Here is a 25,873-nt window from a genome sequence, read left to right on the forward strand (position 1 = left end):
CCGGCCCGGACGGGACGCAGGCGATGGAATCCGGCGGCGGGGCTGGCTCGAGGGGGAGGTTGTTCGTGGATCTGGTCGGGGAGTTCGTAGCTCGCTACGTCAAGGAGTACGACTACTACTCGCACGCCGCCCGCTTGGTCGCGGAGATCCTGGAGGAGAACCTGCGGACGGCGGGCGTCCGGTGCATGGTCACCTCTCGGGCCAAGTCGGTCTCGCGCTTGGCCGACAAGTGCCGGAAACGCGCCCTCGACAAGCCGTACTCGTCCATCGAGGACATCTACAACGATATCGCCGACCTGGCCGGCGTCCGCGTCGCGCTCTATTTCCCGGCCGAAGAGGAGCAGGTAGACGCGGAGATATCCCGGTCGTTCCACCGGCTGGAGCCCGCCAAGCGGTTCCCTCGTGAGGAGAAGCAAGCGACCGACGAGGGCGAACCGCGCTACGTGAAGCGCTTCTCGGGCTACAAGGCAACACACCACCGGGTGCAGCTCAAGGAATCCGAGCTGGGCGAACCGGACCGCCGGTACGCGGGAGCCAGGGTGGAGGTGCAGGTCGCCTCTGTCTTGATGCACGGCTGGGCCGAAGTCGAACACGATCTCGTCTACAAACCGCTCGAGGGCGCTCTGTCGACCGAGGAACTCGCCATCCTGGATCAGTTGAACGGACTGGTGCTGGCCGGAGAGATCGCGCTGGAGCGGCTTCAGGCGGCGGGCGAGTCTCGGGTGGCGCAGGAGGGAAGGCAGTTCGTCAACCACTACGAGCTCACAGTCCACCTGCTCGATCGGGCCAAAACCGTTCTGGCGGACAAGGAAGTCCATGACTGGGGCCTCGGTCGGGTCGACCTGCTGTTCGACCTTCTCGTTCGCCTGGGCAAAGCCACGCCGAAGGCGCTCAAGCCTTATTTGGAGGACCTGCACGGCAACGTCGAGATGCGTCCTCTTGCCGAGCAGGTGGTCGACGCCTTGCTGGCCGAAGATGCGGCTCGTTACGACGTGTTCCGGTCCGTCCGTGCGGAGTCGTACGGTCGTGGCCCCCACGGTGCGTCGGAAAGTTCGAGCCTGGACCAGCAGATCGGCCGGTTCCTCAGGCTTTGGGCCGAGCTTGAGGTCTTGGTGCGGCGCCTCGATGACGGAGCCGGTCAGCCGGTCGGGTTGGTCCTGAGGCGCCTTGCCGACAGGTGGCCGGACAACGCCAGGATCTTCAAAGAAGCCGACAACCTCCGGCGGCTGAGGAACCAGCTGGTGCACGGCATCGAGCCGCCTGACCTGGCCATCGTGAGCGACGCTTCGGATCTGCTCGAGCGAATCATCGCCGAACTCCGCCGGCTTTATCCCGACGCCTAGACCGGTTCGCCTCAGTGGTTGAGGTCCCGCGGCGGAGCCTGCTTCGAATCTTAGAGGAGTACCACGTGGTATAGCTGACCCTACCCTGGCCGAAGAAGTTCGTGGTAAGAACTATGTATAGTCAGTTCGTAGTGCGAACTAAAACTGGGAGCAACCATGGTGCACTTCGGCATCGGCGTGTCCACGGCGGTCACCGCCGTCCCCGAGACCCTGCAGCTGGCCGGCCAGGCCGACCGGAGCGGGCTCGACCTCATCACCGTCTCGGATCACCCGTACCACGCCGACCGGCTTGACGCGTACGCCGAACTCGGCGTTCTGCTGGGCCGCACCGAACGGATCTCCGGCCTGGTCAGCGTCACGAACCTGCCGACGCGGCCCGCGTCGATGCTCGCCCGCACCATCACCTCGCTCTCCGCGCTGACCGGCGGCCGGATCGTGCTCGGCATGGGTGTCGGGGGGCTGTGGGACGACATTGCGCGGCTCGGCTTCCCCAAGCTGACGCCGGGGCAGGCCGTCCGGGCCTTCGAAGAGGGCATCCGGCTGGTGAAACTGCTCGGCGGGGGCGGCGCGCCGGTCACCTTCGACGGCGAGTTCCACCAGGTCACCGACCTGGAACCGGCGGCGGAGGAGGTGCCGCCGGTGTGGACCGGGTCCGTCGGGCCGAAGTCCCTCGCCGTCACCGGGCGGGTGGCCGACGGGTGGATGCCCGGGCACGCCGCCGACTGGCTCAGCGAGCGGTACCGGACCTCGCGGCCGGTGATCGACAAGGCCGCCGCCGACGCCGGGCGGGACCCCGCCGAGATCGCCACCGTCTACAACTTCCCCGGCCGGATCACCGCGGAGCCGCTGAGCCGGACCCGCGCCGACGACGGCCGCTGGATCGGCGGGGCGCCGGAGCAGTGGATCGAGGAACTCACCGGCGCCGTGCTGGAGCACGACGCCGCCGGGTTCGTGCTCTTCGGGCCCGGCGGCAGCACGCCCGACCGGACGGCGGCCGCGCGGTGGGCCGGGGAAATCGTGCCCGCGGTGCGGGAAGCCGTAGGCTGACCGGATGGGGAAGAGCGGGGCGGACCTCGGTGTGGTGGCCGGGCTCGTGCGGGCGTCGTTCCTGGTGAACGCCGTCTACGCCGAGTCCGCCCGCGAGTACGGGCTCACCGTTCAGCAGGGACAGCTGCTGTGCGTGCTGATGGCCCGGCCGTACGGCATGGGCGACCTCGGCGCGACGCTCGGCCTGGAAAAGTCGAGCCTCACCGGGCTGGTCGACCGCGCGGTCCGGCGCGGGCTCGTCCGCCGCGAGCCCGACCCGGACGACCGCCGGGCCGTGCACGTCCTGCTGACCGTGGAAGGCCGTGACCTCGCGGAGGACTTCTACGCGGCGACGTGCCGCCGGGTCGACGACCTGGCCACAACGCTGAGCCCGGCCGAGCGCGACCGGCTCGGAGCGCTGCTCGGCACGATCGTGCGCGAGAACGAAGCCCCGACGGTCTTCCTCGACGCCCTTCAGCCCTGAGGCAAACCCGAAGCGCGCCAAGCGTCTTCACCGGGGTGAAGCGGCTTGTGCAGCGAAGTGGCGTGATCGCCCCACCACGACGTACGCGGCTTCGGCTTCTCCGGCGCCTTCGCGGCCGACGCCGCGGCGACGACCGCCGTCAGCGCCGCCAGCTCGGCGTCGCTCGGGTTTCCTCGGACCACCCTCAGCAGGGGACGCTGCTCGCTCACAGCGGGATGTTCCCGTGCTTCTTGGGCGGCAGCGATTCCCGCTTGTTCCGCAGCAGGGTCAGCGCCCGGGCGACGTGCCCGCGGGTGTGCGCCGGCACGATCACCGAGTCGACGTACCCGCGCTCGGCGGCCGCGTACGGGTTGAGCAGCGTGTCCTCGTACTCCTGGATCAGCTCGGCCCGCAGCGCGTCGACGTCCTGGCCGTCGGCCGCCGCCTTCGCCAGGGTCTTGCGGTGGACGATGTTCGCCGCGCCCTGCGCGCCCATCACCGCGACCTGCGCGGTGGGCCAGGCCAGGTTGAGGTCGGCGCCGAGGTGCTTGGACCCCATGACGTCGTACGCGCCGCCGTACGCCTTGCGCGTGATCACCGTGACCAGCGGGACGGTCGCCTCCGCGTAGGCGTAGATCAGCTTCGCGCCGCGGCGGATGATGCCGTTCCACTCCTGGTCGGTGCCCGGGAGGAAGCCCGGGACGTCGACGAAGGTGAGCACCGGGATGTTGAACGCGTCGCAGGTGCGGACGAACCGCGCGGCCTTTTCGGAGGCGTCGATGTCGAGGCAGCCGGCGAACTGCGTCGGCTGGTTGGCCACCACGCCGACGCTGTGCCCGTCGACCCGGCCGAAGCCGACGATGATGTTCGGCGCGAACAGCTCGTGGACCTCGAGGAAGTCGCCGTCGTCGACGACGCGGGTGATCACCTCGTGCATGTCGTACGGGGTGTTCGGCGAGTCCGGGATGATCGTGTCGAGCTCGCGGTCGGCGTCGGTGACGTCCTCGAAGAAGCCGGGCCGGTCGGCCGGTGGCTCGAACGCCGGCGCGTCGGACAGGTTGTTCTGCGGCAGGTAGGAGAGCAGTTCCTTGACGTAGGCGATGGCGTCTTCGTCGTCGGAGCCCAGGTAGTGCGCGACGCCGGACTTCGTGTTGTGCGTGCGGCCGCCACCGAGCTCCTCGAAGGTGACGTCCTCGCCGGTGACCGTCTTCACGACGTCCGGGCCGGTGATGAACATCTGCGAGGTCTCGTCGACCATCACGACGAAGTCGGTCAGCGCGGGGGAGTAGACGTGCCCGCCCGCGTTCGCGCCCATGATCAGCGAAATCTGCGGGATGACGCCGGACGCCTTGACGTTCCGGTTGAAGATCTCGCCGTAGAGGCCGAGCGAGACGACACCCTCCTGGATGCGCGCGCCGCCGCCCTCGTTGATGCCGATGATCGGCCGGCCGGTCTTGATGGCCAGGTCCATCACCTTGACGATCTTCTCGCCGTAGACCTCGCCGAGGCTGCCGCCGAAGACGGTCACGTCCTGGCTGAACACGCACACCGGGCGGCCGTCGACCGTGCCGTAGCCGGTGACGACGCCGTCGCCGTACGGGCGGTTCTTCTCCTGGCCGAAGTTGGTCGAGCGGTGCCGGGCCAGCTCGTCGAGCTCGACGAAGGAGTTCTCGTCGAGCAGCAGCTCGATGCGCTCGCGGGCGGTCTTCTTGCCCTTGGCGTGCTGTTTCTCCACCGCACGGGCCGAGCCGGCGTGCACTGCTTCGTCATAGCGGCGATAGAGGTCGGCGAGCTTGCCGGCCGTGGTGTGAATGTCCGGTTCGTCCTCGGGCGGCGTCCCGAGCGGCTCCGTCGCACTGCTCATTCCCGGGAGCTTAACTACTTGTCGGTCACTTCGCGTGTGGCGTAGGCAACGTCCTCGGGACTCTGCGGGTGGCCGACCCTCGCTTCAATCTGCGGCCGTCGGCCGGACCAAGCCTGACTCGTAGGCCGCTATCACCAGCTGGGCTCGGTCCCTGGCCGCCAGTTTGTGGAGCAGGCGGCCGATGTGGGTCTTCACCGTGGCGATTCCGACGTGGAGGCGTTGGGCTATCCCGTCGTTCGACAAGCCCCGGGCGATCAGGGCCAGGACCTCCTGCTCCCTCGCCGTCACCCCGGCCAGCCTCGTCACCGGGCCGGAGGGGAGCCTGGCGAACTCGGCCACCAGGCGTCTTGTCACCGAGGGGGCCAGCAGGGCGTCGCCCGAGGCCACTACCTCTATTGCCGACAGGAGGTCCGACGGGCGGGTGTCCTTCAGGAGGAAGCCGCTTGCTCCTGCTCGCAAGGCCGCGTACACGTACTCGTCCAGGTCGAACGTGGTCAGCATCAGGACCTTCACCGGGGTCTCCGCGCAGATCCTGCGGGTTGCCTCGATTCCGTCCATCTCCGGCATGCGGACGTCCATCAGGACCACGTCCGGGTGCTCCCGCCTGGTGAGGGCCACCGCCTCCACCCCGTCCGATGCTTCCCCCACCACCTCCAGGTCCGGGGCGCTGTCGACCAGGACCCGGAAGCTTCCTCTCAACAGGGCCTGGTCGTCGGCTATCAGGACGCGGGTCACCTCGTCGCCGCCGTTTCGTACGGGAGGCTGGCGAAGACGCGGAACCCCTTGTCCCCTGCGGCCGCCGAGAATTCGCCGTTGTAGACCGCTACTCGCTCGCGCATTCCGATCAGGCCGTGGCCCGGGCGTGCCTCGCCGCCTCGGCCGTTGTCGGTCACCTCGATCGTCACCTCGCCGTCCGTTCCCCGCACGCGGATCCGGCACGTTGTCGCGGCTGCGTGCTTCACCACGTTCGTCAACGCTTCCTGGACTATCCGGTACACCGACTGGCCGACACCGCCGGGTAGCTCCGTGAGGCCGTCGATGGCCAGGTCGACCGCCGGGCCCGCCTGCTGGGCCCGCTCGGCCAACGCCCGCAGGTCATCCAGGGTCGGGGCCGGTGCCAGGGCCGGGACGCCCGTTCCGTCGCGGAGGACGCCGAGCATGCGTCGCAGCTCCGCCAGCGTCTCGCGGCTGGTGTCTTCGATGACCCGGAGGGCGTCGCGGGCCTGGTCCGGCTGCTCCAGGGCCACGTGGTTGCCCACCGCCGCCTTCACCGCGATCAAGCTCATGCTGTGCGCCACGACGTCGTGCATCTCGCGGGCGATGCGCAAGCGTTCCGCCGAAACCGCTTGCTGGGCGTGGTTTTCGCGCTCGATCGCCGCGTGCTCGCGGCGGCCGTGGACCGCTATGCCCAGCGCGAAGCCGACGATCAGGGCCGAGGCGCCGAAGTTCACCGTGGTCGCCGTGCTCGGGTTCGGTACCGCCACCCCGACCAGGCCGATGCCGATCAGGCCGGCCGCGAAGCCGGCCCGCGAGGCTCGGCTCCCGCGGTGGACGACGAACGTGTACAGCGCGCAGCCGGCCGAGACCACCGCGATCGCCAGTACCGGGCCGCCGATCGGGACCGCTGCCGCCGTCGCCACCAGGGACAGGATGTAAGCCGGACGGGGTGACCAGCGGCGCAGGACGATCGGGGCCACGCTCACCAGCAGGATTGTCCAGCCGAGCCAGCCCGGCGACCACGGTGGCAGTGACCACGCGCCCGCGGCCAGGTTGCCGCCGGCGCCCAGGGTCAGCGCCAGGACGGCCAGCACGTCCAGGACCACGCGAATGCGCATGAACCGAACGTAATGCCGGCTTCCCGTCCGCGCGTCAACCCGAGGTCGGATGCTCCGCGTAGTGCTTCTTCACGGCTTCGACGCGGTCGGGTGGCCAGTCCGGCAGGTCGACGCCGTGGGTGGCGGCGAACAGCTTGTCGACCTGCTCGTGCCGGCGGGCCAGCTGCGCCGGGACGTCGTCCCCGGCCGCTTCGGTGAACTCGACACGGGTGCCTTCGCGGGGGTCGTGGACCAGCTGCCAGCCGGGTTCGCCGGGGAGCAGCGGGCGGAGCTCGTCCAGGGGTTTCCAGCCGAGGTCGCGGCGGAAGCGGATCGTGCCGTCACCGAGGACTTCGCCGTCGTCGAGGCCGAACTGCTCCACATAGGACGCCATCCGCCCGTGCCATTCCCGCGGCTGTCCGGCCGTGCGACCGGCGAGGCGGGCGTCCAGCGCGTCGAGGCAGACGTCCCAGCCGGCCGCGGTCCGGCCCGCCGCCAGCTTCGCGATCGCCGGGTCGCCGCGGCCGAACGTGTGGGTGAACCGCAGGAGGCTGCCGTCGCCGTCGGGGGCGATCAGCCAGCGCAGGGTGTCGTCGTTCCAGACGAAGGTGAACTCGCGGGGCGGGTCGGCGGTGATCACCCGCCCGGTCGTCGTGCTGTCCTCGCCGGGGAAAGTGAACCGGATCGCGCCGCCGGCCCGCAGCTCGACGTCGACCCGCGCGGGGAACCAGTGCGCGAGCTCGGCCGGGTCCGTGATCGCCCGCCACACCTTCTCCGGTGCGTGCTTCAACCGGCGTTCCAGCCGGAGCGCGGGGCGTTCGTCGGCGGTCTGCAGCGTCGCTCGTCCGGACACGGCGTCCTCCCGTGGATTGCCTGTGCCGGTATATAACCACCGGGGCATATTCAGGTCAAGCGCCGCGGACGGCGGTGACCGCGGTGGCGAGTTCGGGGTCGCTCGCGGCCTTGTCGAGCGCGGTCTGCAGGACGGTGGTGTACGTCGGTTCTGTTTCCGCGTAGCGCCGGCGGCCGGCGTCGGTGATCACCGAGTAGACGCCGCGGCGGTCGTCCTCGCACAGGTCGCGGACGGTCAGGCCGGCGTCTTCGAGCCGGGCGCACATCCGGCTGACCGAGCTCTGGTTGAGGCCGATCGCCTCGGCGAGCTCCTGCATCCGCAGGCCGCCGCGCGGACCCGCGGCCAGCTTGCCGAGCGCGCGGTACTCGGACAGCCCGAGCCCGTGGCGCCGCTGCAGGGCTTTCGCGAGTTCCTGCTCGATCCGGGCGTGCAGCACGAGAACGCGGCCCCAGGCCTGCGCGTCGACGGTCATCTCGGGCCTCCTCTTGACGTCAGGATAGTCCAGGGCCAGTATTTATATGTACATGCAAATATCTGGAGGGGTTCGGACATGAGCGACCGCAGCTTCCTGTTCCTGGTCGGCGCCGCGCGGGCCGGCGGCAACACCGAGATGCTGGCCCGGCGGGCGGCGAGGGAGCTGCCCAAGGACGTGGCCCAGCGGTGGATCCGGCTGCCGGAGGTGCCGCTGCCACCGTTCGAGGACCGCCGTCACGGCGCGGGTTCGCACCCCGAGCCGGGCGAGAACGAGCGGCTCCTGATGGACGCGACGTTCGCGGCGACCGACATCGTGATCGTGTCGCCGGTGTACTGGTATTCGGTGGCGGCGAGCGTGAAGCTCTACCTGGACTACTGGTCGGGCTGGATGCGCCTGCCGGTCGAATTCAAGCCGCGGATGCGCGGTAAGGCGCTGTGGGGAGTGAGCGTGCTGAGCGAGACCGCGCGCGAGGCCCAGCCGCTGATCGGCACGTTGGAGCTGTGCGCGGAGTACCTGGGCATGCGGTGGGGCGGCGTGCTGCTCGGCAACGGCAGCCGCCCGGGCGACGTGCTGCTGGACACCGACGCGATGACGGCCGCGGAGACCTTCTTCGCCGGCGCGGACCTGGTTACAGCGTAAGGACGTCCGTCGCGAGCAGGCGCAGGCCGCGGACCAGGTCGGCGGCCGAGGGGGCGTGGTCCGGGCCGATCAGCCACTGGAGCATCACGCCCGAGAGCAGGGCCTGGTGCACCGTGCCGGTGGCCCGGGCCGCGTCGCTGCCGTCGTCGAGGCAGCGTCTTCGCCGGCGCCTCGCCCCATTCCCGGTACGGCTGCACGCCGACCGTCGTCGAACGCGCTCCCGAACTGCGTGACGGCGGCTACGCGGTCGACTTCCGCGTTGCGTCGCTGCAGGTCTTCGAGCGGATGGACCTGCTGCGCGCGGTCGAGGCGGCGGCGACCCGGATGGGCGATGTGACCTATGTGGACAGTGAGGACCGGCCGCTGGTGGTCACGCCGGCGACCTACCAGAGCGGCGAGCTCGAAGTCCTCCGCGGCGACCTCGCGCGGATCCTGTGCGACGCGACGCGACGCGACGCGCGACGGCGTCGAGTACGTCTTCGGCGATGAGTCCCGGTACCGGCACGACCTGGGCTACCACGTCTCGATCTGCACCGTGCCGAACCACCTCGGCCTCGACCGCGCCGGCCGGTTCTACAACGAGCCGAACCGGACCGTCGGCGTCTACAGCGCGAAGGACAACACCGAGGCCAAGGCGCTGTTCTGGTTCGGCTCCGACCGGCTGGACTACGACCACCGCGACGTCGGGCAGCAGCGGCGGATCGTCACCTGCCGTGGCGCAAGGTGATCGAAGAACTGCCGCTCAAGGCGGGGAATGCGATCACGTTGAAGCCGTATGCGGAGGTGCCGGCGTGACGCCGCGGCGCTTCGCGATCCCCGCCATGTTCTCCTCGCCCCAGTCGCCCAGCGGCAGCAACGCCGTGTTCAGCCGCTGACCCAGCTCCGTCAGCGAGTACTCGACCTTCGGCGGGATCTCGTGGAACACCTCGCGGTGCACGAGCTCGTCCGCCTCCAGTTCCCGCAGGGCCTGGATCAGCATTTTTTCGCTGATGCCGGCCACCTTCCGCTTCAGCTCGCCGAACCGCAGCGGCTCGGCGTGCAGCGCCCAGAGGATCAGGGCCTTCCAGCGGCCGCCGATCACGTCGACGGCCGCGTCCAGTCCGCAGCGGTACGTTCTTGGCTGCATGCAGGATCCTTACGTTTCGGTGGGTACCTGACTTATTAGTCGGTACTTGTCCAGTGTAAAGCGCGCCAGCAGCATGGATCCCATGGGAGAAAGCAATAAACACGTGAGCGTGCTCGGCCTGGGGCGGATGGGCGCCGCCCTCGCCGAGGCGCTCCTGGGGGCGGGGCACGACGTCACGGTGTGGAACCGGTCGCCGCTCAAGGCCGGGCCGTTGCTCGACCGCGGCGCCCGGCTCGCGGCCACGCCCGATGAGGCGGCCGCGGCGGACGTCGTCATCAGCTGTCTGTCCACATACGACATCCAGCGGCCGGTGCTGGAGGCGGCGTCGCCGAAGGTGCTCGTCAACCTCACGTCCGGGACGCCCGAGCAGGCCCGCGAAACCGCGAAGTGGGCCGCTTCGGCGGGAATCGACTACGTGGACGGCGTGATCATGGCCGTGCCGCAGGGAATCGGGACGCCGGGCGCGCGGATCCTCTACAGCGGCCAGGAACCGGTGTTCGAGGCGCAGCGCGGGGTGCTGGAAGTGCTGGGGGAGCCGGTGTTCCTCGGCGGGGACGCCGGGCTGGCGGCGCTGTACGACCTGGCGCTGCTCGGCATGATGTGGTCGGCGATGGGCGGCTACCTGCACGCGCTGGCGCTGGTCGGGACCGAGGGCGTCACGCCGGAGCAGTTCACGCCGATGGCGTCCGCGTGGCACGCGGCGGTCGGCGGGTTCCTGCCCGGCATCGGCGCCCAGGTCGGCAGCGGCGACTACGCCACCGACGTGTCCGCGTTGGACATCAACGCCGCGGGGCTCGCGTTGCTGGTGGAGACGAGCCGCGCACAGGGGATCGGGACAGACGTGCCCGCCGCGCTGAAGGAATTGTTCGACCGCGCGGTCGCGGCGGGCCACGGCTCGCACGCGATCGCCAGCGTCATCGAGGAGATCCGGTGAAGTACGCGGGCAAGAAGGTCGTCGTCACCGGCGGCACGCACGGCATGGGCCTGGCGGTGGTGCGCGCGCTGCTCGACGGCGGCGCGGAGGTGCTGCTGACCGGACGGGACGTATCGCCGCTGGCCGGGACGCTGCCGGGTCAGGCGCACCTGCTGTCGTCGGACGCGGCCCGCCTGGCCGACGTCGAGGAGCTGGGTGCGGTGGCCGCGGACACGCTCGGCGAGCTGGACCTGGTGTTCGTCAACGTCGGGTTCTCGACGCTGACGCCGTACGAGGACGCGACGCCCGAGCTGTACGACCGCACGTTCGACGTCAACACCAAGGGCGCGTACTTCACGGCGCGGAAGCTGGCCCCGCTGGTCCGCTCCGGTGGTTCGTTCGTGTTCACGACGTCGGTCGCGGCCGGGGCCGGGATCGCCGGGATGGGCCTGTATTCGGCGGCGAAGGCGGCGGTGCGGTCGTTCGCCCGCACGTACGCGGCCGAGCTGGCGCCGCGCGGGATCCGGGTCAACGTGGTCAGCCCCGGCTACACCGACACCCCGACGATGGGCGTGACCGGCGTGCCGGACGCGGTCCTGGCGGAGTTCAAGGCGATCGGCGACGAGATCACGCCGCTGAAGCGCCACGCCACCCCGGAGGAGGTCGCGGCGGCGGTGCTGTTCCTGGCCTTCGAAGCGACGTTCACCACCGGCGCCGACCTTCCCGTGGACGGCGGTCTCGGCCAGCGCCTCACCCTGCCGGCGTGAGGTGCACGCGGGCAGGCCGGTGACGCCGGGCGCGCGGTCGGGGCGCCTTCGCCGCCGTGCTGCGTGCGGAACGGGATCGGGCGGCGGTTCCAGCGTCCGTAACCGGTCGCGAAGGTGGTCCCGCGCCTCGGCGGACTCACCCGGCCGCCTGGCTCGCTCGAGTGGCCCGATGGTCAACGTGTGCAAGAATCGAGCCATGGCCGAATTCGCGCACCCCGACCGCCACCACGTCGCCGTCGTGGTCCGCCACGGCATGCTCGTGATGGAGCTCGGCATCGTTCACCGGCTGTTCGGCCAGGCGCGCTCGGCGGCGGGGGAGCCGCTGTACGAGGTCGTGACCTGTACACCCGAGCCCGGCCCGGTGCGCACCGACTCCGACGTCACCATCCCGGTCGACCGCGGCCCCGAGGTGATCGCCGAGGCCGACACGGTGATCGTCCTCGCGTCCCTGGCCGAGTACGAGCCGATGGCGCGCGTGCTGACCCCACCGCTCAAGGCCGCACTCGACCTCATCCCGGAGGGCGCGCGGATCGCGTCCATCTGCACGGGCGCGTTCGTGCTCGCGGCGGCCGGCCTGCTCGACGGCCGCCCGGCCACCACCCACTGGCGCTCGGCCGAAGAGCTGCAGGACCGGTTCCCCGAGGTCGACGTCGACCCGTGCGTCCTCTACACCGACGACGGCGACGTCCTGACGTCCGCGGGCGTCGCCGCCGGCATCGACCTGGTGCTGCACATGATCCGCCGCGACCACGGCACGGCCGTGGCCAACGAGGTCGCCCGCGGCACGGTGGTGTCCCCGCATCGCGAAGGCGGCCAAGCCCAGTTCGTCCGCCGTCCGGTGCCCGAACCCCGCACGTCGTCGACCAAGGCAGCGCGGGCGTGGGCGCTGGAGAACCTGCACCGGCCGCTGACCCTGCGCGAGCTCGCCGCCCGCGAGGCGATGAGCACGCGCACCTTCACCCGCCGCTTCCGCGACGAGGTCGGTGTCTCGGCCCTGCAATGGCTGACGCAGCAACGGGTCGAGCGCGCCCGCCAGCTCCTCGAGGAGACCGACCTGCCGGTCGACCGCGTCGCCACCGAGGCCGGGTTCGGCACGGCGGCGTCGCTGCGCCAGCACTTCCAGGCGGCCCTCGCGGTTTCGCCGAGTGCATACCGTGCGACGTTCCGCGGCGAACTCGCTATCCAAGCGGGCTGAAATCCGGCTAGCGTCGACGGCATGGACGACTTCTACGTCAGCCAAAGCCGCTTTTCCGACCCGGGCCCGCACGCGGACTGGCTCGACGCGGCCCCGCGCTCGGTCGCGGCCCTGCGCGAAGCGGCGTCCGAGCTCGTGTTCCACTACTGGGCCCACGGCGGCATCACCGAGCACGGCTTCCCGGCGGCCCGCCACGCCGAGATCACCCTGCGGTACGCCACGGACATGTGGGCCCGCCTGCGCGAGCTCGACCCGGCGGCCCCTCCCGGCCGGCCGCGGCCGCCGCTGAACCGGATCGTCGGCTGCTGCCGCGACTTCACCCTCCTGTTCGTCTCGATGGCGCGCCACCACGGCATTCCGGCTCGTGCCCGCGTCGGTTTCGCGAGCTACCTGATGCCCGGCTGGTACCTCGACCACGTCGTCGCCGAAGTCCGCGCGGACGACGGCTGGCACCTGGTCGAGCCCCAGCTGTCCACCGGCTTCCGCGACCCGGTGGACGACGTCGCGTTCGACCTCCTCGACGTCCCCCGCGACCGGTTCGTCACCGCTCCCGACGCGTGGACCGCGGCCCGCGCGGGCGACCTCGACCCGGCCCGGCTGGTCGTTTCCCCCGACCTGGACGTGCCGTTCCTGCGCGGCATCCCGTACGCGTGGCACAACCTCGTGCTCGACCTCGCCGCGCTCAACAAGCACGAGATGCTCCAGTGGGACACCTGGGGCGCGCTCGACGCGTCCGTCTCGCTGCCCCCGGCCACCCTGGCCCGCGCCGACGAGCTGGCCGCGCTGGCGGCCACCGCCGACGTCGAGCAGCTGCGGGCCGCGTTCGACGCCGACGACGTCCGGGTGCCGCCGGTGATCCGCACGGTCACCCCGCCGGAACAGCACCTGGCCGAGGTAGTGCTGCGCTGACCTGGGCGGCGGTCCGCACGAACCGCGCGATCCGCAGGTCCCGCGCCCCGGCCGGCCAGGCGAGGGCCAGCGTGTAGGGCGTCGCGTCGACCACCGGCCGGTAGACGACGTCGTCCCGCGAACGCAGCTCGGCGACCGACGCCGGCAGCAACGCGATCGCCTGCCCGAGCGCGACCGTCTCCAGCAGCTGCGCGCTGTCGTGCACCACCGGCCCGGGCGTCACCGGCCCGCCGGTCACGTCCTGCCCGGACCAGTAGGCCCGGTCCGCGGCCGAGGACAGCGGCCAGCACGGCGTCGGCTGCCCGGCGAAGTCCGCGCAGGTCAGCGCCGGTCGCCCGGCGAGCTCGTGGCCCGACGGCAGCGCGGCCACCCGCGGTTCGCTGAACAGCACCTCGACGTCCAGGCCGTGCTGGGTGTGGCCCTGGCAGCCGACCACCGCCACGTCGGCCCGGCCGTCGCGCAGCATCTCCGCCTGCTCGCCGAACCCGCTGACCCGCACCTCGACCGGATCGGGGTGCGCATCGGCGATCCGCCGCAGCAGATCGGTGGCGACGCCCGGTTTCGCCGTGACGACCAGCGCCGGCGCCTGCTGCGCCGCCCGCCGCGTCCGCCGGACGGCGGCGGTGACGGCGTCCAGCGCCTTCTCCGACTCCGCGAACAGGACGTTCCCGGCCGGCGTCAGTGAGACGTGCCGGCTGGTGCGTTCGAAGAGCTGGACACCGAGCCGCCGTTCCAGCAGCCGGATGGCGCGTGACAGCGGTGGCTGAGCCATCCCGAGCCGCTCGGCGGCGCGCGAGAAGTTCAGCTCTTCGGCGACCGCGCGGAAGTACCGCAGCTCACGGACCTCGACATCGTCCATACCGGGAGAGTATCGCGGCAGAGTCCACAGGTCTTTCCCTTTCTGATTCGCGGATGGTGGGCTTGGTGTCGATAATCCACAAAGGACGGAGATCGATGACGCAAGCACAGCGGAACAAGGAAGTGGTGCTCGCCTTCCTCCAGCTGGCCTTCACCGAGAAGCGCCCGGCCGACGCCTTCGCCGAGTACGTCGGCGAGGACTACGTCCAGCACAACCCCCACGCCCCGGCGGGCGCGGCGGCCTCGGCCCGCTACCTGGCCGGGTTCGTGGCGGGCCACCCGGACCTGACCCTGGACGTGCACCGGGTGCTTGCCGAGGACGACCTCGTCTGCACCCACGGCGTGCTGTGCCTGACGCCGGGCTCGCGGGGGAGCGCGATCGCGGACGTGATGCGGGTGCGCGACGGGCGGATCGTCGAGCACTGGGATGTGGTGCAGGCGGTTCCGGAGACCACGGCGAGCGGGAACCCGATGGTCTAGTGCGGGAGGTCGCGACCCGAGCAGGAGCGAGGGTGCGCGTGCGGCCTCACGCCGGCGGGACCGGGACCGGGGCCGGCTCCCGGGCCGGCTCCGCCGGTGCGATGCCGTGGAGCGCCGCCCGCACCACCGCGTCCACCGGGGGCGGGTTCAGGGGGGCCGTGTGCGGGAAGACCGTCGTCAGCACCGAGGCGTGGCAGTAGCCGACCAGCATCGCCGCGGCCGCGTCCACTTCGGACTCCGGGCGCAGGCGGCCGAGGGCGCGTTCCGCTTCGAGGTAGGCCACCAGGCGGTCGCGCCAGTAGCCGGACCGCTCGCTGATCTCCGCGAACCGCTCCAGCACCTTCGGCTGGCCGGCCAGGCCGCTGAACGCCGGGACGAGCACCTTGTGCAGCGCCAGGCCGAACTCCAGGTGGCGGCGGAGGTTCCCGGTGAGGGTGCCTTCGCCGGCCACTGGCAGCTCGCCCAGCTCCGCCTCCGTCGCGCGCACGTGCTCCAGCAGGGCCCGGGCCACCAGCTCCTCCTTGTCGGAGAAGTGGTTGTAGAGCACGCCGTCGGCGACGCCGGCCAGCCGGGCGATCTCGCGCACGGTCATCCCGGTCGTGCCGTGGGTGGCGATCATCTTCTGCGCGGTCTCGACCAGCAGGTCGTGCAGTGACTGCCCGTCCCGCTGGGCGGCGGCTTTCCTCGGTGACATCACCGCCATCGTACGGCCGCCCTCCTCACGACCTCCTTCCCGTGACCAGCCACGCCGTGCCGCGCAGGCGGACCGCGTCCGGGCCCGCGAACGGCTCGAGCGCCGCCGTGAGCGCCTCGGTCGCCCGGGCCGCCGCCACGCTGTCGACCAGGCCCAGGTGGTGGCGGACCGGGCCCCAGTCCGCGATGAAGCGCGCCGCGTCCGGGACGTCGCGGCCCCAGACCTGGTCCGCCTCGACGTGGGTGCACGCCACGTAGTCGAAGCCGGCTTCGGTCAGCACCGCCTTCGTCCGGTCCGGGTCCGCGAACGACGTCGGGCCGCTGCCGTCCGGGCCGGTCGGCTGGGGCAGATAGGCCGCCATCGCGCGGAACAGCCGGCCGAGATCGGTGCCGGCGAGCGCGGTCAGGCAGAGGAACGCGAGCCGCCCGCCCGGGGTGAGGGCGCGCCGGACGTTGGCGAACGCGGCCACCGGGTCGGCGAAGAACATCACCCCGAACCGGCTGACCGCCAGGTCGAACCCACCGTCGGCGAACGGGTGGACCTGGACGTCACCCTGCTCGAACGTCACGTTCGGCACCTCGGCCGCCCGGGCCCGCGCGGCCGCGAGCATCGGCCCGGACAGGTCGACGCCGACCGCGGACCGGGCGCGTGCTGCGGCGAGCCTGGTCAGCTGCCCGTTGCCGCAGCCGATGTCGAGCACGCGGTCGTCCGCCTCCACCCGGTCGAGCAGATAGCCGTTGAACCCGCTGTTCACCGCGTCGTAGCGGTCGGCGTGCGTCGCCCAGTGCTCCCCCTCGTAGCCGTTCCACGCCGCTGCCTGTGCCGTGTTGACGATCCCGGTCATGCTCATCCCCTCCGTAGTGAACATACGTTCATGAACACCCGTTCATGGTGGCCCGGCCGTCAGGACCTGTCAAGGCATCAGTCACCCGCCGCCGGATGTCGGCCAGGTGGCAGATCTTCCGGCCGTCCGGTCGCGGCAGACTGCCCTTGGGAGGCAAACTGCCTTCCGACCAGCGAAGAAGGAGTCGCCATGGCCGACGTCATCGCCAACATGTCCATGTCCCTCGACGGCTTCGTCGCCGACCCGGAGGACCGCGTCGATCACCTGTTCGAGTGGTACAACAACGGGGACGTCGAGGTGTCCACCTCCGTCGGCTGGAGCTTCAACACCTCCGAAGCCAGCGCGAAGATGCTGCGTGGCGCGATGGAGGACCTCGGCGTGCTGATCACCGGCCGCCGCCTGTTCGACCTGACCGGCGGCTGGGGCGGCATGCACCCGATGGGCGTGCCCGTCTTCGTCGTCACCCACAAGGAGCCCGCCGACTGGCCGCACCCGGACGCGCCGTTCACCTTCGTCACCGATGGCGTCGCCAGCGCGGTCGAGCAGGCCAAGAAGGTCGCCGGCGACAAGAACGTCGCCGTCGCCAGTACCACGATCGCCCAGCAGTGCCTGAACCTCGGCCTGCTCGACGGCGTCCAGGTCGACCTGGTCCCGGTGCTGCTCGGTCAGGGCGTCCGCCTCTTCGACCACCTGGACGCCCTGACCGAGCTGACCGATCCCGAGGTCACCGAGGGCACCCGGGTGACGCACCTGTTCTACCGGGTCAAGCGAGCGTGACGTGCAGCGCGGCGAGGCGGGCGGGCTCGGCGATCACGTCGTAAGCGGCCACCTGCTCGCCTTCGACGGTCACGGCCAGGGCGAGCACGAGCCGTCCCCGCGGCGCGACGACGACGCCGACCGCGCCGTCGACCAGGGCCGTCGCGGCGAACCGGGCCCGCTTCCCGAACACCCGCGTCTCTTCGGCGACCGCACGCGCGCCTCGCACCTCAAGGGCCACTCCCGCCGGCAACGCGGCCGCGTCGGCGCGCCGGACGACGTCCGGAGCCAGCACGTCGAGCAGCGCGGTAAGGTCGCCGCCGCGGGCCGCGGCCAGGAACGCGTCCACCACCCGCCGGTGCCGGGCCAGGTCGGCCGCCGGGAGCGGGGAGGTGCCCCGGACCCGCTGCCGCGCGCGGCTCGCCAGCTTCTTCGCGGCCACCGGCGTGCGGTCCAGCACCGGCGCGATCCGGTCGAACGGCACCGCGAACAGGTCGTGCAGCACGAACGCGATCCGCTCCGCAGGCCCGAGCGCGGCCAGCACCACCAGCAGCGCGCGGCCCACCGAGTCGGCGAGTTCGGCTTCGTCCGCCGGATCGGCGGAGTCCACCGGCTCCGGCAACACCTCGAGCGGTTCCTCGCGATGCGCCTTCCGTGACCGCAGGACGTCCAGGCAGACGCGGGAGACGACCGTGGTCAGCCAGGCCGCGAGGTTGTCGACCGAGCCGGTCCGGCTGAGCCGCAGCCAGGCTTCCTGGACGGCGTCGTCGGCCTCGGCCGCCGAGCCGAGCAGCCGGTAGGCCAGCCCGCGCAGCCTGCCGCGTTCGGCCTCGAACGCCGCCGTCAGCTCGTCCATCGGTCACCTTTCGTCCGCGCCCACCGTCGCCTTCCCGACGTGTTCCCGCGACCGGAGGTGACCGGATGAGCCTGCTGACCCCTGCCCACCTGGACGGCTGGTGCCTGCCGAACCGCGTCGTCCTGGCGCCGACGACCCGGGCGCGCGTCCCCGGCGGGGTGCCCGGCGAGCTCCAGGCCGCCTACTACGCGCAGCGGGCCGGCGCCGGGCTCGTCGTCGCCGAAGGTACGTGGGTGAGCGAACGGGCCGTGGGTTTCGAGAACGTCCCCGGGATCCACACCGAAGCACAGGTCGCCGGGTGGCGGCGGGTCACCGACGTCGTGCACGCGCTCGGCGGCCGGATCGTGCTGCAGCTGTGGCACACCGGGGCGGTCTCGCACCCGGCCTTCCTCGGCGGGCGACGGCCGGCGGGGCCCTCGGCGGTGAACCCGGGCGAGCCGGTGCACACCGCGGCCGGGCGGCGCCCGACCGGCACCCCGCGCGAGATGGGCGTGGCGGAGATCGAGGCGACGGTCGCGGATTACGGCACGGCCGCGGCGAACGCGCGCCGCGCCGGGTTCGACGGCGTCGAGCTGGCGGCCAACGGCGTCTACCTGCTCGCGCAGTTCCTGCACCCGCGGCTGAACCGGCGCACCGACGCCTACGGCGGCTCGCCGGCCAACCGCCGCCGGCTGCTGGCGGAGATCGTCGAGGCGGCCGCGGCGCACGGCCGGGTCGGCGTCCGGCTTTCGCCGTGGTGGACCGGGGGACTGTTCACTGTGGACGAGGAGCTGCGGGCCGAGTACGAGGAGCTGGCCGCCGGGCTCGCCGTGGACTACCTGCACCTGCGTGGCCCGGACGCCGGGCCGGACTTCGCGGCCTTCGCGCGGTACCGGGAGCTGTTCGACGGCATGCTGATCGTCAACAACGGGTTCGAGCGGGAGACGGGGGACGCGGTGATCGAGGCGGGGATCGCCGATGCGGTGTCTTTTGCGCGGCACTTCATCGCGAACCCGGATCTGGTGACGCGGTTCGCGCTCGGGCACCCCCTCGAGGTCAGTGATCCGGCTGTTTACTACGGCGGCGGGGCAGCGGGTTACGTCGAGCAGCCGGCTGCGGTGTAAGCGAAGCTAGGCGTCCGGGCACCACACGGCCAGCTCGCTCCCACCCGGCTCGCGGAAGTGGAACCGCTGGCCGCCCGGGAACGCGAACGGTTCCTTCGTCACCACGCCGCCCGCCGATTCCACCGCCTTTCGGGCGGCCGCCAGGTCGTCCGTGCGGATGGTGACCAACGGTGCGCGGGACTGCTCGGCCGGGTCCGACTGGAACCCGACCGTCAGCCCGGCGGCCCGGACGTCGGTGTAGTCCGGGCCGTACGGGGTCACCGCCCAGCCGAACGCGCGCTCGAAGAACCGCCCGGACGCCGCGGCCGAGGTGGACGGGAACTCGGCGAAGTCGATTTCGTACATGCCCGTGACGCTAGCGGCGACCACCGACAAAACCGCGCGAGCGGGCGATGGCCAGCCCGCCCAGCACCAGCGCGACCAGCCCGATCACCAGGGCCGCGTAGCCCCCGACGATCCCGTAGCCGGTCCCCGGACCGCCCTTGGCCGCGGCCACGACCCAGCCGCCGATGACCGCGGCGGCCACACCGCCGGCCAGCGCCACGACGGCTCCGCGGCCGCGGGCCAGCGCCAGCCCGCCGGCGATCACGCCGGCCACCCCCAGCCCCGCGGCGATCAGGGACCAGAGCCGCCCGGGGGTCAGGGCGTACGTGCTGACGGCGGCGAGGTGGTCGACGTTCATGAGGGGCTCCTTCGGATTTCGGCTGCCGGTGAGCATGTCCGCCGGAGCCCTCGCCCGTCGTTGTGCCGGAGCAGACACTTCGCGCTGCTGCGGGCGGCGCAGGAACCGCGGGACTACTGCCGCCGCAGTAGCCGGGAAATGCGCCGCACGCAGCAGGTTCCGGCGGTTAGGGTGCGGAGGTGAGCCGGGCACGGATCGGGGACGCGGTGATCGCCGCCGGGGTCGCGGCGGCCCTGCTGGTCGCCGGGCTGTCCGCCACGCGCCGGCCCATGGACCTCGACGTGCTGGGGTACGCCGCGCTGGTGGCCGGTGGGCTGGCGCTGGCCGCGCGCCGCCGGGCGCCGGTCGTCGTGCTGGCCGTGACCGCGGGCTGCGCGCTGGCCTACCAGGCCGCCGGGTTCGAGGTGCCCGTCGTCGCCTACCTGTTCGCCGTGTACGCCGCCGTCCGGGCGGGACACCGGATCGCCGCGGTGGTGGGTTCGGTGCTCATGCTGGCCGGGGTGCCGCTCGCGCTCCTGGCGTCCGGCCTGCACGACACCGGCGAAGCGTTCACGCAGTCGCGAGACGTCCTCCAGCTGGCGTGGCTGATCGCCGCCGGAGCGGCGGGGGAAGCGTTGCGCCAGGCCGAACGCCGGGCCGACGAAGCCGAACGCACCCGCGAGGAGACCGCGCGCCGGCGTGCCGACGAAGAGCGGCTGCACATCGCGCGGGAGCTGCACGACTCGCTCACCCACCAGATCTCCGTCATCAAGGTGCAGGCCGAGGTGGCCGTCCACCTGGCGCGGAGGCGGGGCGAGGACGTGCCCGACGCGCTGCTGGCGATCCGGGACGCCGGCCGGGAGGCGGCCCGCGAGCTGCGGGCGACGCTGGAGGCCCTGCGGGACGACGACCGGGACCCGCCGCGCGGGCTCGACGACGTCCCCGACCTCGTGCGCCGCGCCCGGACCACGGGTCTCGACGCGCAGCTGACGATCGAGGGCCGCCGCGACGACGTGCCGGCCGCGGTCGGCCGGACCGCGTACCGGATCGTCCAGGAGTCGCTGACCAACGTCGCCCGGCACGCCGCCGCGGCCACCGCGACCGTCCGGATCGACCACCGGCCCGGCACGCTCGTCATCCGGGTCGACGACGACGGGACGGCCGCGGTGGACTGTGCGCCGGGCGTCGGCCTGACCGGGATGCGCGAGCGCGTCACGGCGCTGGGCGGCCGGCTCGAAGCCGCACCCCGCCACGAAGGCGGCTTCCGCGTCCAGGCCGAGCTGCCGGTGGATCCGGCGTGATCCGCGTCCTGCTGGCCGACGACCAGCCGCTCATCCGCAGCGGCTTCCGCGCGCTGCTGGACGTCGAGGACGACATCGAGGTGGTCGCCGAAGCCGCCGACGGCGCCGAAGCGGTGCGGCTCGCGCTGGACCACCGGCCGGACATCGCGCTGGTCGACATCCAGATGCCCGGCGTCGACGGCATCGAGGCGACCCGGCGCATCGCCGCGGACCCCGCGCTGGCCGCGCTGCACGTCGTCATCCTGACCAACTACGGCCTCGACGAGTACGTCTTCGACGCGCTGCGCGCCGGCGCGGCCGGGTTCCTCGTCAAGGACATCCAGCCCGAGGACTTCCTGCACGCGGTGCGTGTCGCCGCGCGGGGTGACGCGCTGCTGGCGCCATCGATCACGCGCAAGCTGATCGACCGGTACGTGACCCAGCCGCCGGTGCCCGGCGCGGGCCTCGCCGAACTGACCAACCGCGAACGCGAGGCCGTCGCGCTCGTCGCCCGCGGCCTGTCCAACGACGAGATCGCCGCGCGGATGGTGATCAGCCCGCTCACCGCGAAGACGCACGTCAACCGGGCCATGGTGAAACTGCGCGCGCGGGACCGCGCTCAGCTGGTGGTGCTCGCCTACGAATCGGGGCTCACCCGGCCGCGCGGCGGATGACGATGTCGTCGCGCCGCGTGCGGGCGTGGATCCGGACCTCAGCCGCGGGGTCCTCCGGCAGCGCGTTGCGGACCTGCCCCTTCGTGCTGCCGGCGTCCACCCGGGCGCCCGCGCCTTCGGCGACCCCGACGTCGATGCCGCCGGAGGCGTTGGCCAGCTGCGCCTGACCGCGGGTGAGCCGGCCGATCCGGATCGGGCAGGCGCCCGCCCGCGCGACGACGTCGCCGTCGGCCCGCCCGAGGTCGAGACGGCCGCCGGCACTGCTGAACTCCACGCCGGCCTCCGCGTGGCCGACCCGCACCGCGGCCGAGCCGCCCTCGATGGTGGCGTGGCCGGTGACGTGGCCGAGGTGGACGTCACCGGAGGCGACGTTGAGCCGGCAGTCGCCGAGCGGGCCTTCGGTCCGGACGTCGGTCCACGCCGTGTTCAGCACCAGCCGGGACCCGGCCGGGAGCTCGACCGTGATGGCGACCGAACCGCGGCGCTCGCCCGACTTGGTCGTCTTGACCGACAGCTCGCCGTCGGCGAAGGCGACCTCGGTGCGCTCGGCGACCTTCGCGTCCGACTTGTTCGCGCGGTCGACGGGCTCGACGCGCACCACGGTGTCCGGCCGGTCGGTCGCGGTGACCCGGACGCGGGCGCCGGCGGTGGTCAGGGTGGCGGTGATGGGCCGCGGCGTGGCGAAGGTGGTCATCGGGGGTTCCTCTCGTGGTCGGTGGAACCACGATCACGAGCGGACCTGACACGCGGCTGACACCGCCCGGACATCGCTCAGGCGGGCCGGCCCGCGCCCGCGTAGTCGTCACCCTTCGAGTGGTACGTGTGGATCTGGATCGCCTGGCCCTCGGTCGGCGCGTTGATCATCAGCCCGTTGCCGAGGTACAGCCCGACGTGGTGGATGCGCGTCGCCGGGCTGCCGTAGAACACGAGGTCGCCGAGGCGGGGCTCTTCGGACGCCGGGACCGGCGGGAGCGCGCGGAACTGGCTGTCCGCGGTCCGCGGCAGGGCGACGCCCGCGCTGTCGTACGACGCCTTCGTCAGGCCCGAGCAGTCGAAGCCCGCCGCACCCGCGTCCGGGCCGTTGCCGCCCCAGACGTACGGGAGGCCGAGCTGGCCGAGCGCGAACCGGGTTGCGCGGACGCGGGCCGAGCCGGCCGAAGCCGGGTCGAGCGACAGCGTCGCGTACAGCTGGGCCATGCCGAGGACGCGCTGGCGGAAGAGCTCGGTGCCGTCGCCCGGGTGGTAGGCGGCGACCGCCTTCCACCAGCCGGGGCCGGCGCCCAGGTCGGTGCCGCCCGCGCAGAGCGCCCGTCCGGCCGCGACCGGCGCTTCGCCGCCGTACTTCTTCGCCTGGGCCGCCGTCAGGCCCAGGAGGTTCCCGCCGTCGCGGCCGTGGTTCGACGCCGCCGAGCCGACCCCCGCGAGGGTGACCCACGAGAGGTGGCAGGACGGGTCTTCCTTGCGCAGCGCCAGTTCGCCGTTCGCGTAGCCGATCAGCGCGTCCGCGGGGATGTCGAGGGGGCCGGCGAGCTGGTCGGCCCACTGCTGCAACGGGCTCTTCCCGCCCTGGCCGGACGCGCCCTGGCCGGGCTCCTGGGCCTTCACGGGTGCGCTGACTTCGAGGACCGAGGGACCGGACACCGCGTCGCGCACCACCGGGGCCGCCGCGGGCGGGGGTTCCGGGGACCGGTCGGCCAGCAGCCAGCCCGCCGTGACGAGCCCCGCGACGAGCGGCAGCGTGACCAGGCCGCGCAGCGCAGCGCCGCGGGCCCACGAAGTCTGCTTCGTCGTCACAGGTTCCAACTTAGAAGAGCGCACCTCTTGGTGAACGAGCGAGTAGCTTGCACGTTAGGGGGACTCCCATATTGTGGGCACATGCCCGAGATCGACGCCGGCCGGCTCACCGCGGCGCTCCAAGATCGTTACGCGAAGATCGACGTCGTCGAGCGCACCGGCTCCACCAACGCCGACCTGCGGAAAGCCGTCGAAGAAGGCGCCGCGGACCGGACCGTTCTGCTCGCCGAGGAGCAGACCGCGGGCGTCGGCCGGCGGGCTCGTCCGTGGAGCTCGCCGAAGGGCGCCGGGCTGTACCTGAGCATCGCCCTCCGGCCGGGTGTCCCCTTCGCGGCGCTGGGCTCACTCTCCGTCGTCGCCGGGCTCGCCGTCCGGGCGGCCGCGGCGGCCGTCGGGGTGGACGCCGTGCTCAAGTGGCCCAACGACGTCCTGGTCGGCGGGGCCAAGGTCGCCGGGATCCTCGCCGAAGCCGTCGCCGGGGACGCCCCGTCGATCGTGCTCGGCATCGGCCTCAACGTGCTGCCCCTCGGCGACGTCCAGCCGGGCCCGGGCGGGCTGCCGGCGACGTCGCTGGCCGAGTGCGGCGCCACGAACACCGACCGCACCGACGTCGCCGCCGCGCTGCTCACCGGGTTCGCCGGGCTCGAGCGCCGCTGGCGGCTGGCCGGCGGCGACCTCACCGAGGCCGGGCTGCTCGGCGACTACCGCGCGCACTGCGCCACCCTCGGCCAGGACGTCGAGGTGCAGCTGCCGGACGGCAGCTCCCTGACCGGTCGCGCGGCCGACATCGACCCCGCCGGGCAGCTGCAGGTCGACGTGGCGGGCGGGCAGCGGCACACCGTCTTCGCGGGTGACGTGGTCCACGTCCGCCCCGCCTGATTTCCCGGGCGTTGCCCTCACCGGCCGGGCGTCTCGCCGGTACGGTGGGACGACACCGCCGCACCGACCTTGGGAGCGTCCGCCGTGGCCTATCCGGACGATTTGCTCAGCGAGCAAGAGCACGTCGTGGTGCACAGTCACCCGCACTTCAAGATGCTGATCTTCCCGACGCTCGCGCTGCTGGTCACCCTGGGCGCGGGCACCTGGCTGGCGATCCTCGCCAAGGACGCGTCTTCGCCGTGGAACTCGGTCGGGCTGATCGCCGTCGGGGTGGTCGCGCTGGTGCTGGTCGTGTGGCTGTTCCTGGCGCCGCTGGTGCGCTGGCGGACCACCCACTTCATCGTCACGACCGACCGGCTGATCGCCCGCGAAGGCGTCCTGAAGCGCACCGGCATCGACATCCCGATGGGCCGCATCAACAGCGTCCAGTTCGAGCACGGCCTGCTGGACCGGGTGTTCGGCTGCGGCACGCTGATCATCGAGTCGGCCTCGGACGAGCCGCTGCGGTTCGAGGACATCCCGCACGTCGAGAAGGTGCACACGGTGATCTACCGCGAGGTCAACGACAACCCGTACGACGACTACCGGACGGGCGCCCAGCAGACCGCGCCCCTGCCGCCCCAGGGCGGCGGCCACCCGCCGCGCGGCGAACGACGTCGCTGATGGGTACGCGTGCACTGGGCCTGCCCGAGCGGGTCCCCTCGGCGGGTGAACTCCCGGAGCGGGTCACGATCTGGGAAGTCGGGCCGCGGGACGGGCTGCAGAACGAAAAGGCGATCGTCCCGGTCGAGGTCAAGCTGGAGTTCCTCGACCGGCTCGCCGGCGCCGGCCTCACCACGCTGGAGGCGACCAGCTTCGTCCACCCGAAGTGGGTGCCGCAGCTGGCCGACGCCGAGCAGCTGCTCGCGCGCCTGGACCGCCGCGAAGGCGTCCGGTACCCGGTGCTGGTGCCGAACGAGAAGGGCTTGAACCGCGCGCTCGAAGCGGGGGTCGAGCACATCGCGATCTTCGCGAGCGCGACGGAGACGTTCGCGCGCAAGAACCTCAACTCGTCGCTGGACGAGCAGTTCGCGATGTTCGAGCCGGTGGTCACGCGGGCCCGCGAGGCCGGTCTCGAGGTCCGTGGCTACCTCTCGATGTGCTTCGGCGACCCGTGGGAAGGGGCGGTGCCGGCGAAGCAGGTCGCCGACGCCGGCCGTCGCCTGCTGGACCTGGGGTGCTCGCAGCTTTCGCTGGGCGACACCATCGGCGTCGCGACCGCGGGCCAGGTGGAGAACCTGATCGGGCTGTTCGGCGACGTCGGTACGCTGGCCGTGCACTTCCACGACACCTACGGTCAGGCTCTCGCCAACACGCTGGCGGCGCTCCGATGTGGAGTGTCGACTGTGGACTCTTCGGCGGGCGGGCTCGGCGGCTGCCCGTACGCCGAATCGGCCACCGGCAACCTGGCGACGGAGGACCTGGTGTGGATGCTCGACGGGCTCGGCGTCGCCCACGGCGTCGACCTGGACGCGCTGGTCGGGGCCAGCGCCTGGATGGCGGGACAGCTCGGCCGCCCGAGCCCGTCCCGCGTGGTCGCCGCACTGAGCTGAGACGTCCGGGGCTCC

General features: G+C 72.2%; 34 protein-coding genes. 18 read left to right on the forward strand and 16 right to left on the reverse strand.

The genetic code is table 11. From position 1 onward, the window contains the following. Nucleotides 1–65 precede the first annotated feature (65 nt). From C2L59_RS31100 to C2L59_RS31110, 3 genes are all read left to right on the forward strand, one after another. Complete coding sequence (locus tag C2L59_RS31100; RefSeq protein WP_158263121.1) at nt 66–1,343, forward strand: RelA/SpoT domain-containing protein; 1,278 nt, start codon at nt 66–68, stop codon at nt 1,341–1,343. A gap of 156 nt (nt 1,344–1,499) precedes the next feature. Continuing rightward, complete coding sequence (locus C2L59_RS31105) at nt 1,500–2,390, forward strand: LLM class flavin-dependent oxidoreductase (protein WP_103353094.1); 891 nt, start codon at nt 1,500–1,502, stop codon at nt 2,388–2,390. 4 nt (nt 2,391–2,394) lie between these two features. Beyond that, a complete protein-coding gene (locus tag C2L59_RS31110; RefSeq protein ID WP_103353095.1) occupies nt 2,395–2,853 on the forward strand; it encodes a MarR family winged helix-turn-helix transcriptional regulator in 459 nt (152 codons plus the stop codon). Here C2L59_RS31110 and C2L59_RS31115 read toward each other — a convergent pair. The 6 genes from C2L59_RS31115 to C2L59_RS31140 all read right to left on the reverse strand — a co-directional run bounded on the left by C2L59_RS31115 (nt 2,844) and on the right by C2L59_RS31140 (nt 7,835). Beyond that, nucleotides 2,844–3,062 carry an acyl-CoA carboxylase subunit epsilon gene (locus tag C2L59_RS31115; RefSeq protein ID WP_103353096.1) on the reverse strand — a complete coding sequence of 73 codons (219 nt, stop codon included), beginning with the start codon at nt 3,060–3,062 and terminating at the stop codon, nt 2,844–2,846. The genes C2L59_RS31110 and C2L59_RS31115 overlap by 10 nt on opposite strands. Beyond that, a complete protein-coding gene (locus C2L59_RS31120; protein WP_103353097.1) occupies nt 3,059–4,696 on the reverse strand; it encodes an acyl-CoA carboxylase subunit beta in 1,638 nt (545 codons plus the stop codon). Before C2L59_RS31120 ends, C2L59_RS31115 begins: the two co-directional genes overlap by 4 nt. An 84-nt stretch (nt 4,697–4,780) precedes the next feature. Then, the gene (locus tag C2L59_RS31125) at nt 4,781–5,431 is read right to left on the reverse strand and encodes a response regulator transcription factor (RefSeq protein ID WP_103353098.1); all 651 of its coding nucleotides are present in this window, start codon (nt 5,429–5,431) and stop codon (nt 4,781–4,783) included. Then, entirely contained in the window at nt 5,428–6,531 is a 1,104-nt protein-coding gene (locus tag C2L59_RS31130; protein WP_103353099.1) for a sensor histidine kinase, read from the reverse strand. The genes C2L59_RS31125 and C2L59_RS31130 overlap by 4 nt, the downstream gene beginning before the upstream one ends. A 34-nt stretch (nt 6,532–6,565) precedes the next feature. Then, nucleotides 6,566–7,363, reverse strand: coding sequence for an SRPBCC family protein (locus tag C2L59_RS31135; protein WP_103353100.1), 798 nt, complete (start codon nt 7,361–7,363; stop codon nt 6,566–6,568). Nucleotides 7,364–7,418: 55 nt separating this feature from the next. Beyond that, entirely contained in the window at nt 7,419–7,835 is a 417-nt protein-coding gene (locus C2L59_RS31140) for a MarR family winged helix-turn-helix transcriptional regulator (protein WP_103353101.1), read from the reverse strand. 78 nt (nt 7,836–7,913) lie between these two features. Between C2L59_RS31140 and C2L59_RS31145 the strand changes: the two genes are divergently transcribed. Next, on the forward strand, nt 7,914–8,477 hold the full coding sequence (locus C2L59_RS31145) for a flavodoxin family protein (protein ID WP_103353102.1): 564 nt from the start codon (nt 7,914–7,916) through the stop codon (nt 8,475–8,477). Here C2L59_RS31145 and C2L59_RS49910 read toward each other — a convergent pair. Further along, on the reverse strand, nt 8,467–8,589 hold the full coding sequence (locus C2L59_RS49910; RefSeq protein ID WP_255410317.1) for a hypothetical protein: 123 nt from the start codon (nt 8,587–8,589) through the stop codon (nt 8,467–8,469). The two genes, C2L59_RS31145 and C2L59_RS49910, sit on opposite strands and share 11 nt — an antisense overlap. Nucleotides 8,590–8,762: 173 nt before the next feature. Here C2L59_RS49910 and C2L59_RS48270 point away from each other — a divergent pair, with 173 nt between their 5' ends. Together C2L59_RS48270 and C2L59_RS48275 are read left to right on the forward strand one after the other, a co-directional pair. Continuing rightward, on the forward strand, nt 8,763–8,966 hold the full coding sequence (locus tag C2L59_RS48270; RefSeq protein ID WP_199199335.1) for a hypothetical protein: 204 nt from the start codon (nt 8,763–8,765) through the stop codon (nt 8,964–8,966). Between the two features lie 46 nt (nt 8,967–9,012). Further along, entirely contained in the window at nt 9,013–9,204 is a 192-nt protein-coding gene (locus C2L59_RS48275; protein WP_199199336.1) for a hypothetical protein, read from the forward strand. Between the two features lie 33 nt (nt 9,205–9,237). Here C2L59_RS48275 and C2L59_RS31160 read toward each other — a convergent pair whose 3' ends face one another. After that, nucleotides 9,238–9,603, reverse strand: coding sequence for a helix-turn-helix domain-containing protein (locus C2L59_RS31160; RefSeq protein ID WP_199199337.1), 366 nt, complete (start codon nt 9,601–9,603; stop codon nt 9,238–9,240). Nucleotides 9,604–9,685: 82 nt separating this feature from the next. Here C2L59_RS31160 and C2L59_RS31165 point away from each other — a divergent pair, with 82 nt between their 5' ends. From C2L59_RS31165 to C2L59_RS31180, 4 genes are all read left to right on the forward strand, one after another. Then, entirely contained in the window at nt 9,686–10,537 is an 852-nt protein-coding gene (locus tag C2L59_RS31165; RefSeq protein WP_233223783.1) for an NAD(P)-dependent oxidoreductase, read from the forward strand. Next, the gene (locus tag C2L59_RS31170) at nt 10,534–11,283 is read left to right on the forward strand and encodes an SDR family oxidoreductase (RefSeq protein WP_103353104.1); all 750 of its coding nucleotides are present in this window, start codon (nt 10,534–10,536) and stop codon (nt 11,281–11,283) included. Before C2L59_RS31165 ends, C2L59_RS31170 begins: the two co-directional genes overlap by 4 nt. 196 nt (nt 11,284–11,479) lie before the next feature. Next, nucleotides 11,480–12,478 (forward strand): GlxA family transcriptional regulator, encoded by a 999-nt coding sequence (locus tag C2L59_RS31175; protein WP_103353105.1) that lies wholly within the window; start codon nt 11,480–11,482, stop codon nt 12,476–12,478. Nucleotides 12,479–12,499: 21 nt separating this feature from the next. Further along, nucleotides 12,500–13,387, forward strand: a complete 888-nt coding sequence (locus tag C2L59_RS31180; RefSeq protein WP_103353106.1) for a transglutaminase-like domain-containing protein — start codon at nt 12,500–12,502, stop codon at nt 13,385–13,387. Here the strand turns inward: C2L59_RS31180 and C2L59_RS31185 are convergent. Next, nucleotides 13,344–14,246, reverse strand: coding sequence for a LysR family transcriptional regulator (locus C2L59_RS31185; RefSeq protein WP_103353107.1), 903 nt, complete (start codon nt 14,244–14,246; stop codon nt 13,344–13,346). The two genes, C2L59_RS31180 and C2L59_RS31185, sit on opposite strands and share 44 nt — an antisense overlap. A gap of 95 nt (nt 14,247–14,341) precedes the next feature. On the opposite strand from C2L59_RS31185, the gene C2L59_RS31190 reads away from it, so the two are divergent. Beyond that, a complete protein-coding gene (locus C2L59_RS31190; RefSeq protein WP_103353108.1) occupies nt 14,342–14,725 on the forward strand; it encodes a nuclear transport factor 2 family protein in 384 nt (127 codons plus the stop codon). A 46-nt stretch (nt 14,726–14,771) separates the two neighbouring features. Here C2L59_RS31190 and C2L59_RS31195 read toward each other — a convergent pair whose 3' ends face one another. Together C2L59_RS31195 and C2L59_RS31200 are read right to left on the reverse strand one after the other, a co-directional pair. Beyond that, nucleotides 14,772–15,428, reverse strand: a complete 657-nt coding sequence (locus C2L59_RS31195; protein ID WP_103353109.1) for a TetR/AcrR family transcriptional regulator — start codon at nt 15,426–15,428, stop codon at nt 14,772–14,774. A gap of 16 nt (nt 15,429–15,444) precedes the next feature. Next, the gene (locus tag C2L59_RS31200) at nt 15,445–16,263 is read right to left on the reverse strand and encodes a class I SAM-dependent methyltransferase (RefSeq protein WP_103353110.1); all 819 of its coding nucleotides are present in this window, start codon (nt 16,261–16,263) and stop codon (nt 15,445–15,447) included. A 189-nt stretch (nt 16,264–16,452) separates the two neighbouring features. Here C2L59_RS31200 and C2L59_RS31205 point away from each other — a divergent pair, with 189 nt between their 5' ends. Continuing rightward, a complete protein-coding gene (locus C2L59_RS31205; RefSeq protein WP_103353111.1) occupies nt 16,453–17,040 on the forward strand; it encodes a dihydrofolate reductase family protein in 588 nt (195 codons plus the stop codon). Here C2L59_RS31205 and C2L59_RS31210 read toward each other — a convergent pair. After that, entirely contained in the window at nt 17,027–17,875 is an 849-nt protein-coding gene (locus C2L59_RS31210) for a sigma-70 family RNA polymerase sigma factor (protein WP_103353112.1), read from the reverse strand. The genes C2L59_RS31205 and C2L59_RS31210 overlap by 14 nt on opposite strands. Nucleotides 17,876–17,940: 65 nt before the next feature. On the opposite strand from C2L59_RS31210, the gene C2L59_RS31215 reads away from it, so the two are divergent. Beyond that, the gene (locus tag C2L59_RS31215; protein ID WP_103353113.1) at nt 17,941–18,978 is read left to right on the forward strand and encodes an alkene reductase; all 1,038 of its coding nucleotides are present in this window, start codon (nt 17,941–17,943) and stop codon (nt 18,976–18,978) included. A gap of 6 nt (nt 18,979–18,984) precedes the next feature. On the opposite strand, the gene C2L59_RS31220 is transcribed toward C2L59_RS31215, so the two are convergent. Further along, nucleotides 18,985–19,323, reverse strand: a complete 339-nt coding sequence (locus C2L59_RS31220) for a VOC family protein (RefSeq protein ID WP_103353156.1) — start codon at nt 19,321–19,323, stop codon at nt 18,985–18,987. A 10-nt stretch (nt 19,324–19,333) separates the two neighbouring features. After that, nucleotides 19,334–19,660 (reverse strand): DUF6223 family protein, encoded by a 327-nt coding sequence (locus C2L59_RS31225; protein ID WP_103353114.1) that lies wholly within the window; start codon nt 19,658–19,660, stop codon nt 19,334–19,336. A gap of 179 nt (nt 19,661–19,839) precedes the next feature. Between C2L59_RS31225 and C2L59_RS31230 the strand changes: the two genes are divergently transcribed. Further along, complete coding sequence (locus C2L59_RS31230) at nt 19,840–20,940, forward strand: sensor histidine kinase (protein WP_103353115.1); 1,101 nt, start codon at nt 19,840–19,842, stop codon at nt 20,938–20,940. Continuing rightward, nucleotides 20,937–21,593, forward strand: coding sequence for a response regulator transcription factor (locus C2L59_RS31235; protein WP_103353116.1), 657 nt, complete (start codon nt 20,937–20,939; stop codon nt 21,591–21,593). Before C2L59_RS31230 ends, C2L59_RS31235 begins: the two co-directional genes overlap by 4 nt. Here C2L59_RS31235 and C2L59_RS31240 read toward each other — a convergent pair. Then, complete coding sequence (locus C2L59_RS31240; RefSeq protein WP_103353117.1) at nt 21,571–22,287, reverse strand: hypothetical protein; 717 nt, start codon at nt 22,285–22,287, stop codon at nt 21,571–21,573. The genes C2L59_RS31235 and C2L59_RS31240 overlap by 23 nt on opposite strands. 77 nt (nt 22,288–22,364) lie before the next feature. Further along, nucleotides 22,365–23,387, reverse strand: coding sequence for a C40 family peptidase (locus C2L59_RS31245; protein ID WP_103353118.1), 1,023 nt, complete (start codon nt 23,385–23,387; stop codon nt 22,365–22,367). An 81-nt stretch (nt 23,388–23,468) separates the two neighbouring features. On the opposite strand from C2L59_RS31245, the gene C2L59_RS31250 reads away from it, so the two are divergent. The 3 genes from C2L59_RS31250 to C2L59_RS31260 all read left to right on the forward strand — a co-directional run bounded on the left by C2L59_RS31250 (nt 23,469) and on the right by C2L59_RS31260 (nt 25,858). After that, a complete protein-coding gene (locus C2L59_RS31250; RefSeq protein ID WP_103353119.1) occupies nt 23,469–24,266 on the forward strand; it encodes a biotin--[acetyl-CoA-carboxylase] ligase in 798 nt (265 codons plus the stop codon). An 84-nt stretch (nt 24,267–24,350) separates the two neighbouring features. After that, complete coding sequence (locus C2L59_RS31255) at nt 24,351–24,929, forward strand: PH domain-containing protein (protein WP_103353120.1); 579 nt, start codon at nt 24,351–24,353, stop codon at nt 24,927–24,929. Then, nucleotides 24,929–25,858: a hydroxymethylglutaryl-CoA lyase gene (locus C2L59_RS31260; protein ID WP_103353121.1), complete on the forward strand. Its 930-nt coding sequence runs from the start codon at nt 24,929–24,931 to the stop codon at nt 25,856–25,858. The genes C2L59_RS31255 and C2L59_RS31260 overlap by 1 nt, the downstream gene beginning before the upstream one ends. The last annotated feature ends 15 nt before the right edge of the window (nt 25,859–25,873 follow it).

This window comes from Amycolatopsis sp. CA-128772 (assembly GCF_002904295.1).
GTDB lineage: Bacteria > Actinomycetota > Actinomycetes > Mycobacteriales > Pseudonocardiaceae > Amycolatopsis.

Coding starts and splice junctions, on each gene's coding strand:
- C2L59_RS31120 (WP_103353097.1), bottom strand. CDS start 4,696: ATGAGCAGTGCGACGGAGCCGCTCGGGACGCCGCCCGAGGACGAACCG.
- C2L59_RS31190 (WP_103353108.1), top strand. CDS start 14,342: ATGACGCAAGCACAGCGGAACAAGGAAGTGGTGCTCGCCTTCCTCCAG.
- C2L59_RS31145 (WP_103353102.1), top strand. CDS start 7,914: ATGAGCGACCGCAGCTTCCTGTTCCTGGTCGGCGCCGCGCGGGCCGGC.
- C2L59_RS31210 (WP_103353112.1), bottom strand. CDS start 17,875: ATGGACGAGCTGACGGCGGCGTTCGAGGCCGAACGCGGCAGGCTGCGC.
- C2L59_RS31140 (WP_103353101.1), bottom strand. CDS start 7,835: ATGACCGTCGACGCGCAGGCCTGGGGCCGCGTTCTCGTGCTGCACGCC.
- C2L59_RS31105 (WP_103353094.1), top strand. CDS start 1,500: ATGGTGCACTTCGGCATCGGCGTGTCCACGGCGGTCACCGCCGTCCCC.
- C2L59_RS31195 (WP_103353109.1), bottom strand. CDS start 15,428: ATGGCGGTGATGTCACCGAGGAAAGCCGCCGCCCAGCGGGACGGGCAG.
- C2L59_RS31260 (WP_103353121.1), top strand. CDS start 24,929: ATGGGTACGCGTGCACTGGGCCTGCCCGAGCGGGTCCCCTCGGCGGGT.
- C2L59_RS31240 (WP_103353117.1), bottom strand. CDS start 22,287: ATGACCACCTTCGCCACGCCGCGGCCCATCACCGCCACCCTGACCACC.
- C2L59_RS31250 (WP_103353119.1), top strand. CDS start 23,469: ATGCCCGAGATCGACGCCGGCCGGCTCACCGCGGCGCTCCAAGATCGT.
- C2L59_RS31160 (WP_199199337.1), bottom strand. CDS start 9,603: ATGCAGCCAAGAACGTACCGCTGCGGACTGGACGCGGCCGTCGACGTG.
- C2L59_RS31205 (WP_103353111.1), top strand. CDS start 16,453: ATGGCCGACGTCATCGCCAACATGTCCATGTCCCTCGACGGCTTCGTC.
- C2L59_RS31225 (WP_103353114.1), bottom strand. CDS start 19,660: ATGAACGTCGACCACCTCGCCGCCGTCAGCACGTACGCCCTGACCCCC.
- C2L59_RS48270 (WP_199199335.1), top strand. CDS start 8,763: ATGGACCTGCTGCGCGCGGTCGAGGCGGCGGCGACCCGGATGGGCGAT.
- C2L59_RS31110 (WP_103353095.1), top strand. CDS start 2,395: ATGGGGAAGAGCGGGGCGGACCTCGGTGTGGTGGCCGGGCTCGTGCGG.
- C2L59_RS31200 (WP_103353110.1), bottom strand. CDS start 16,263: ATGACCGGGATCGTCAACACGGCACAGGCAGCGGCGTGGAACGGCTAC.
- C2L59_RS31215 (WP_103353113.1), top strand. CDS start 17,941: ATGAGCCTGCTGACCCCTGCCCACCTGGACGGCTGGTGCCTGCCGAAC.
- C2L59_RS31220 (WP_103353156.1), bottom strand. CDS start 19,323: ATGTACGAAATCGACTTCGCCGAGTTCCCGTCCACCTCGGCCGCGGCG.
- C2L59_RS31185 (WP_103353107.1), bottom strand. CDS start 14,246: ATGGACGATGTCGAGGTCCGTGAGCTGCGGTACTTCCGCGCGGTCGCC.
- C2L59_RS31175 (WP_103353105.1), top strand. CDS start 11,480: ATGGCCGAATTCGCGCACCCCGACCGCCACCACGTCGCCGTCGTGGTC.
- C2L59_RS31165 (WP_233223783.1), top strand. CDS start 9,686: ATGGGAGAAAGCAATAAACACGTGAGCGTGCTCGGCCTGGGGCGGATG.
- C2L59_RS31130 (WP_103353099.1), bottom strand. CDS start 6,531: ATGCGCATTCGCGTGGTCCTGGACGTGCTGGCCGTCCTGGCGCTGACC.
- C2L59_RS31180 (WP_103353106.1), top strand. CDS start 12,500: ATGGACGACTTCTACGTCAGCCAAAGCCGCTTTTCCGACCCGGGCCCG.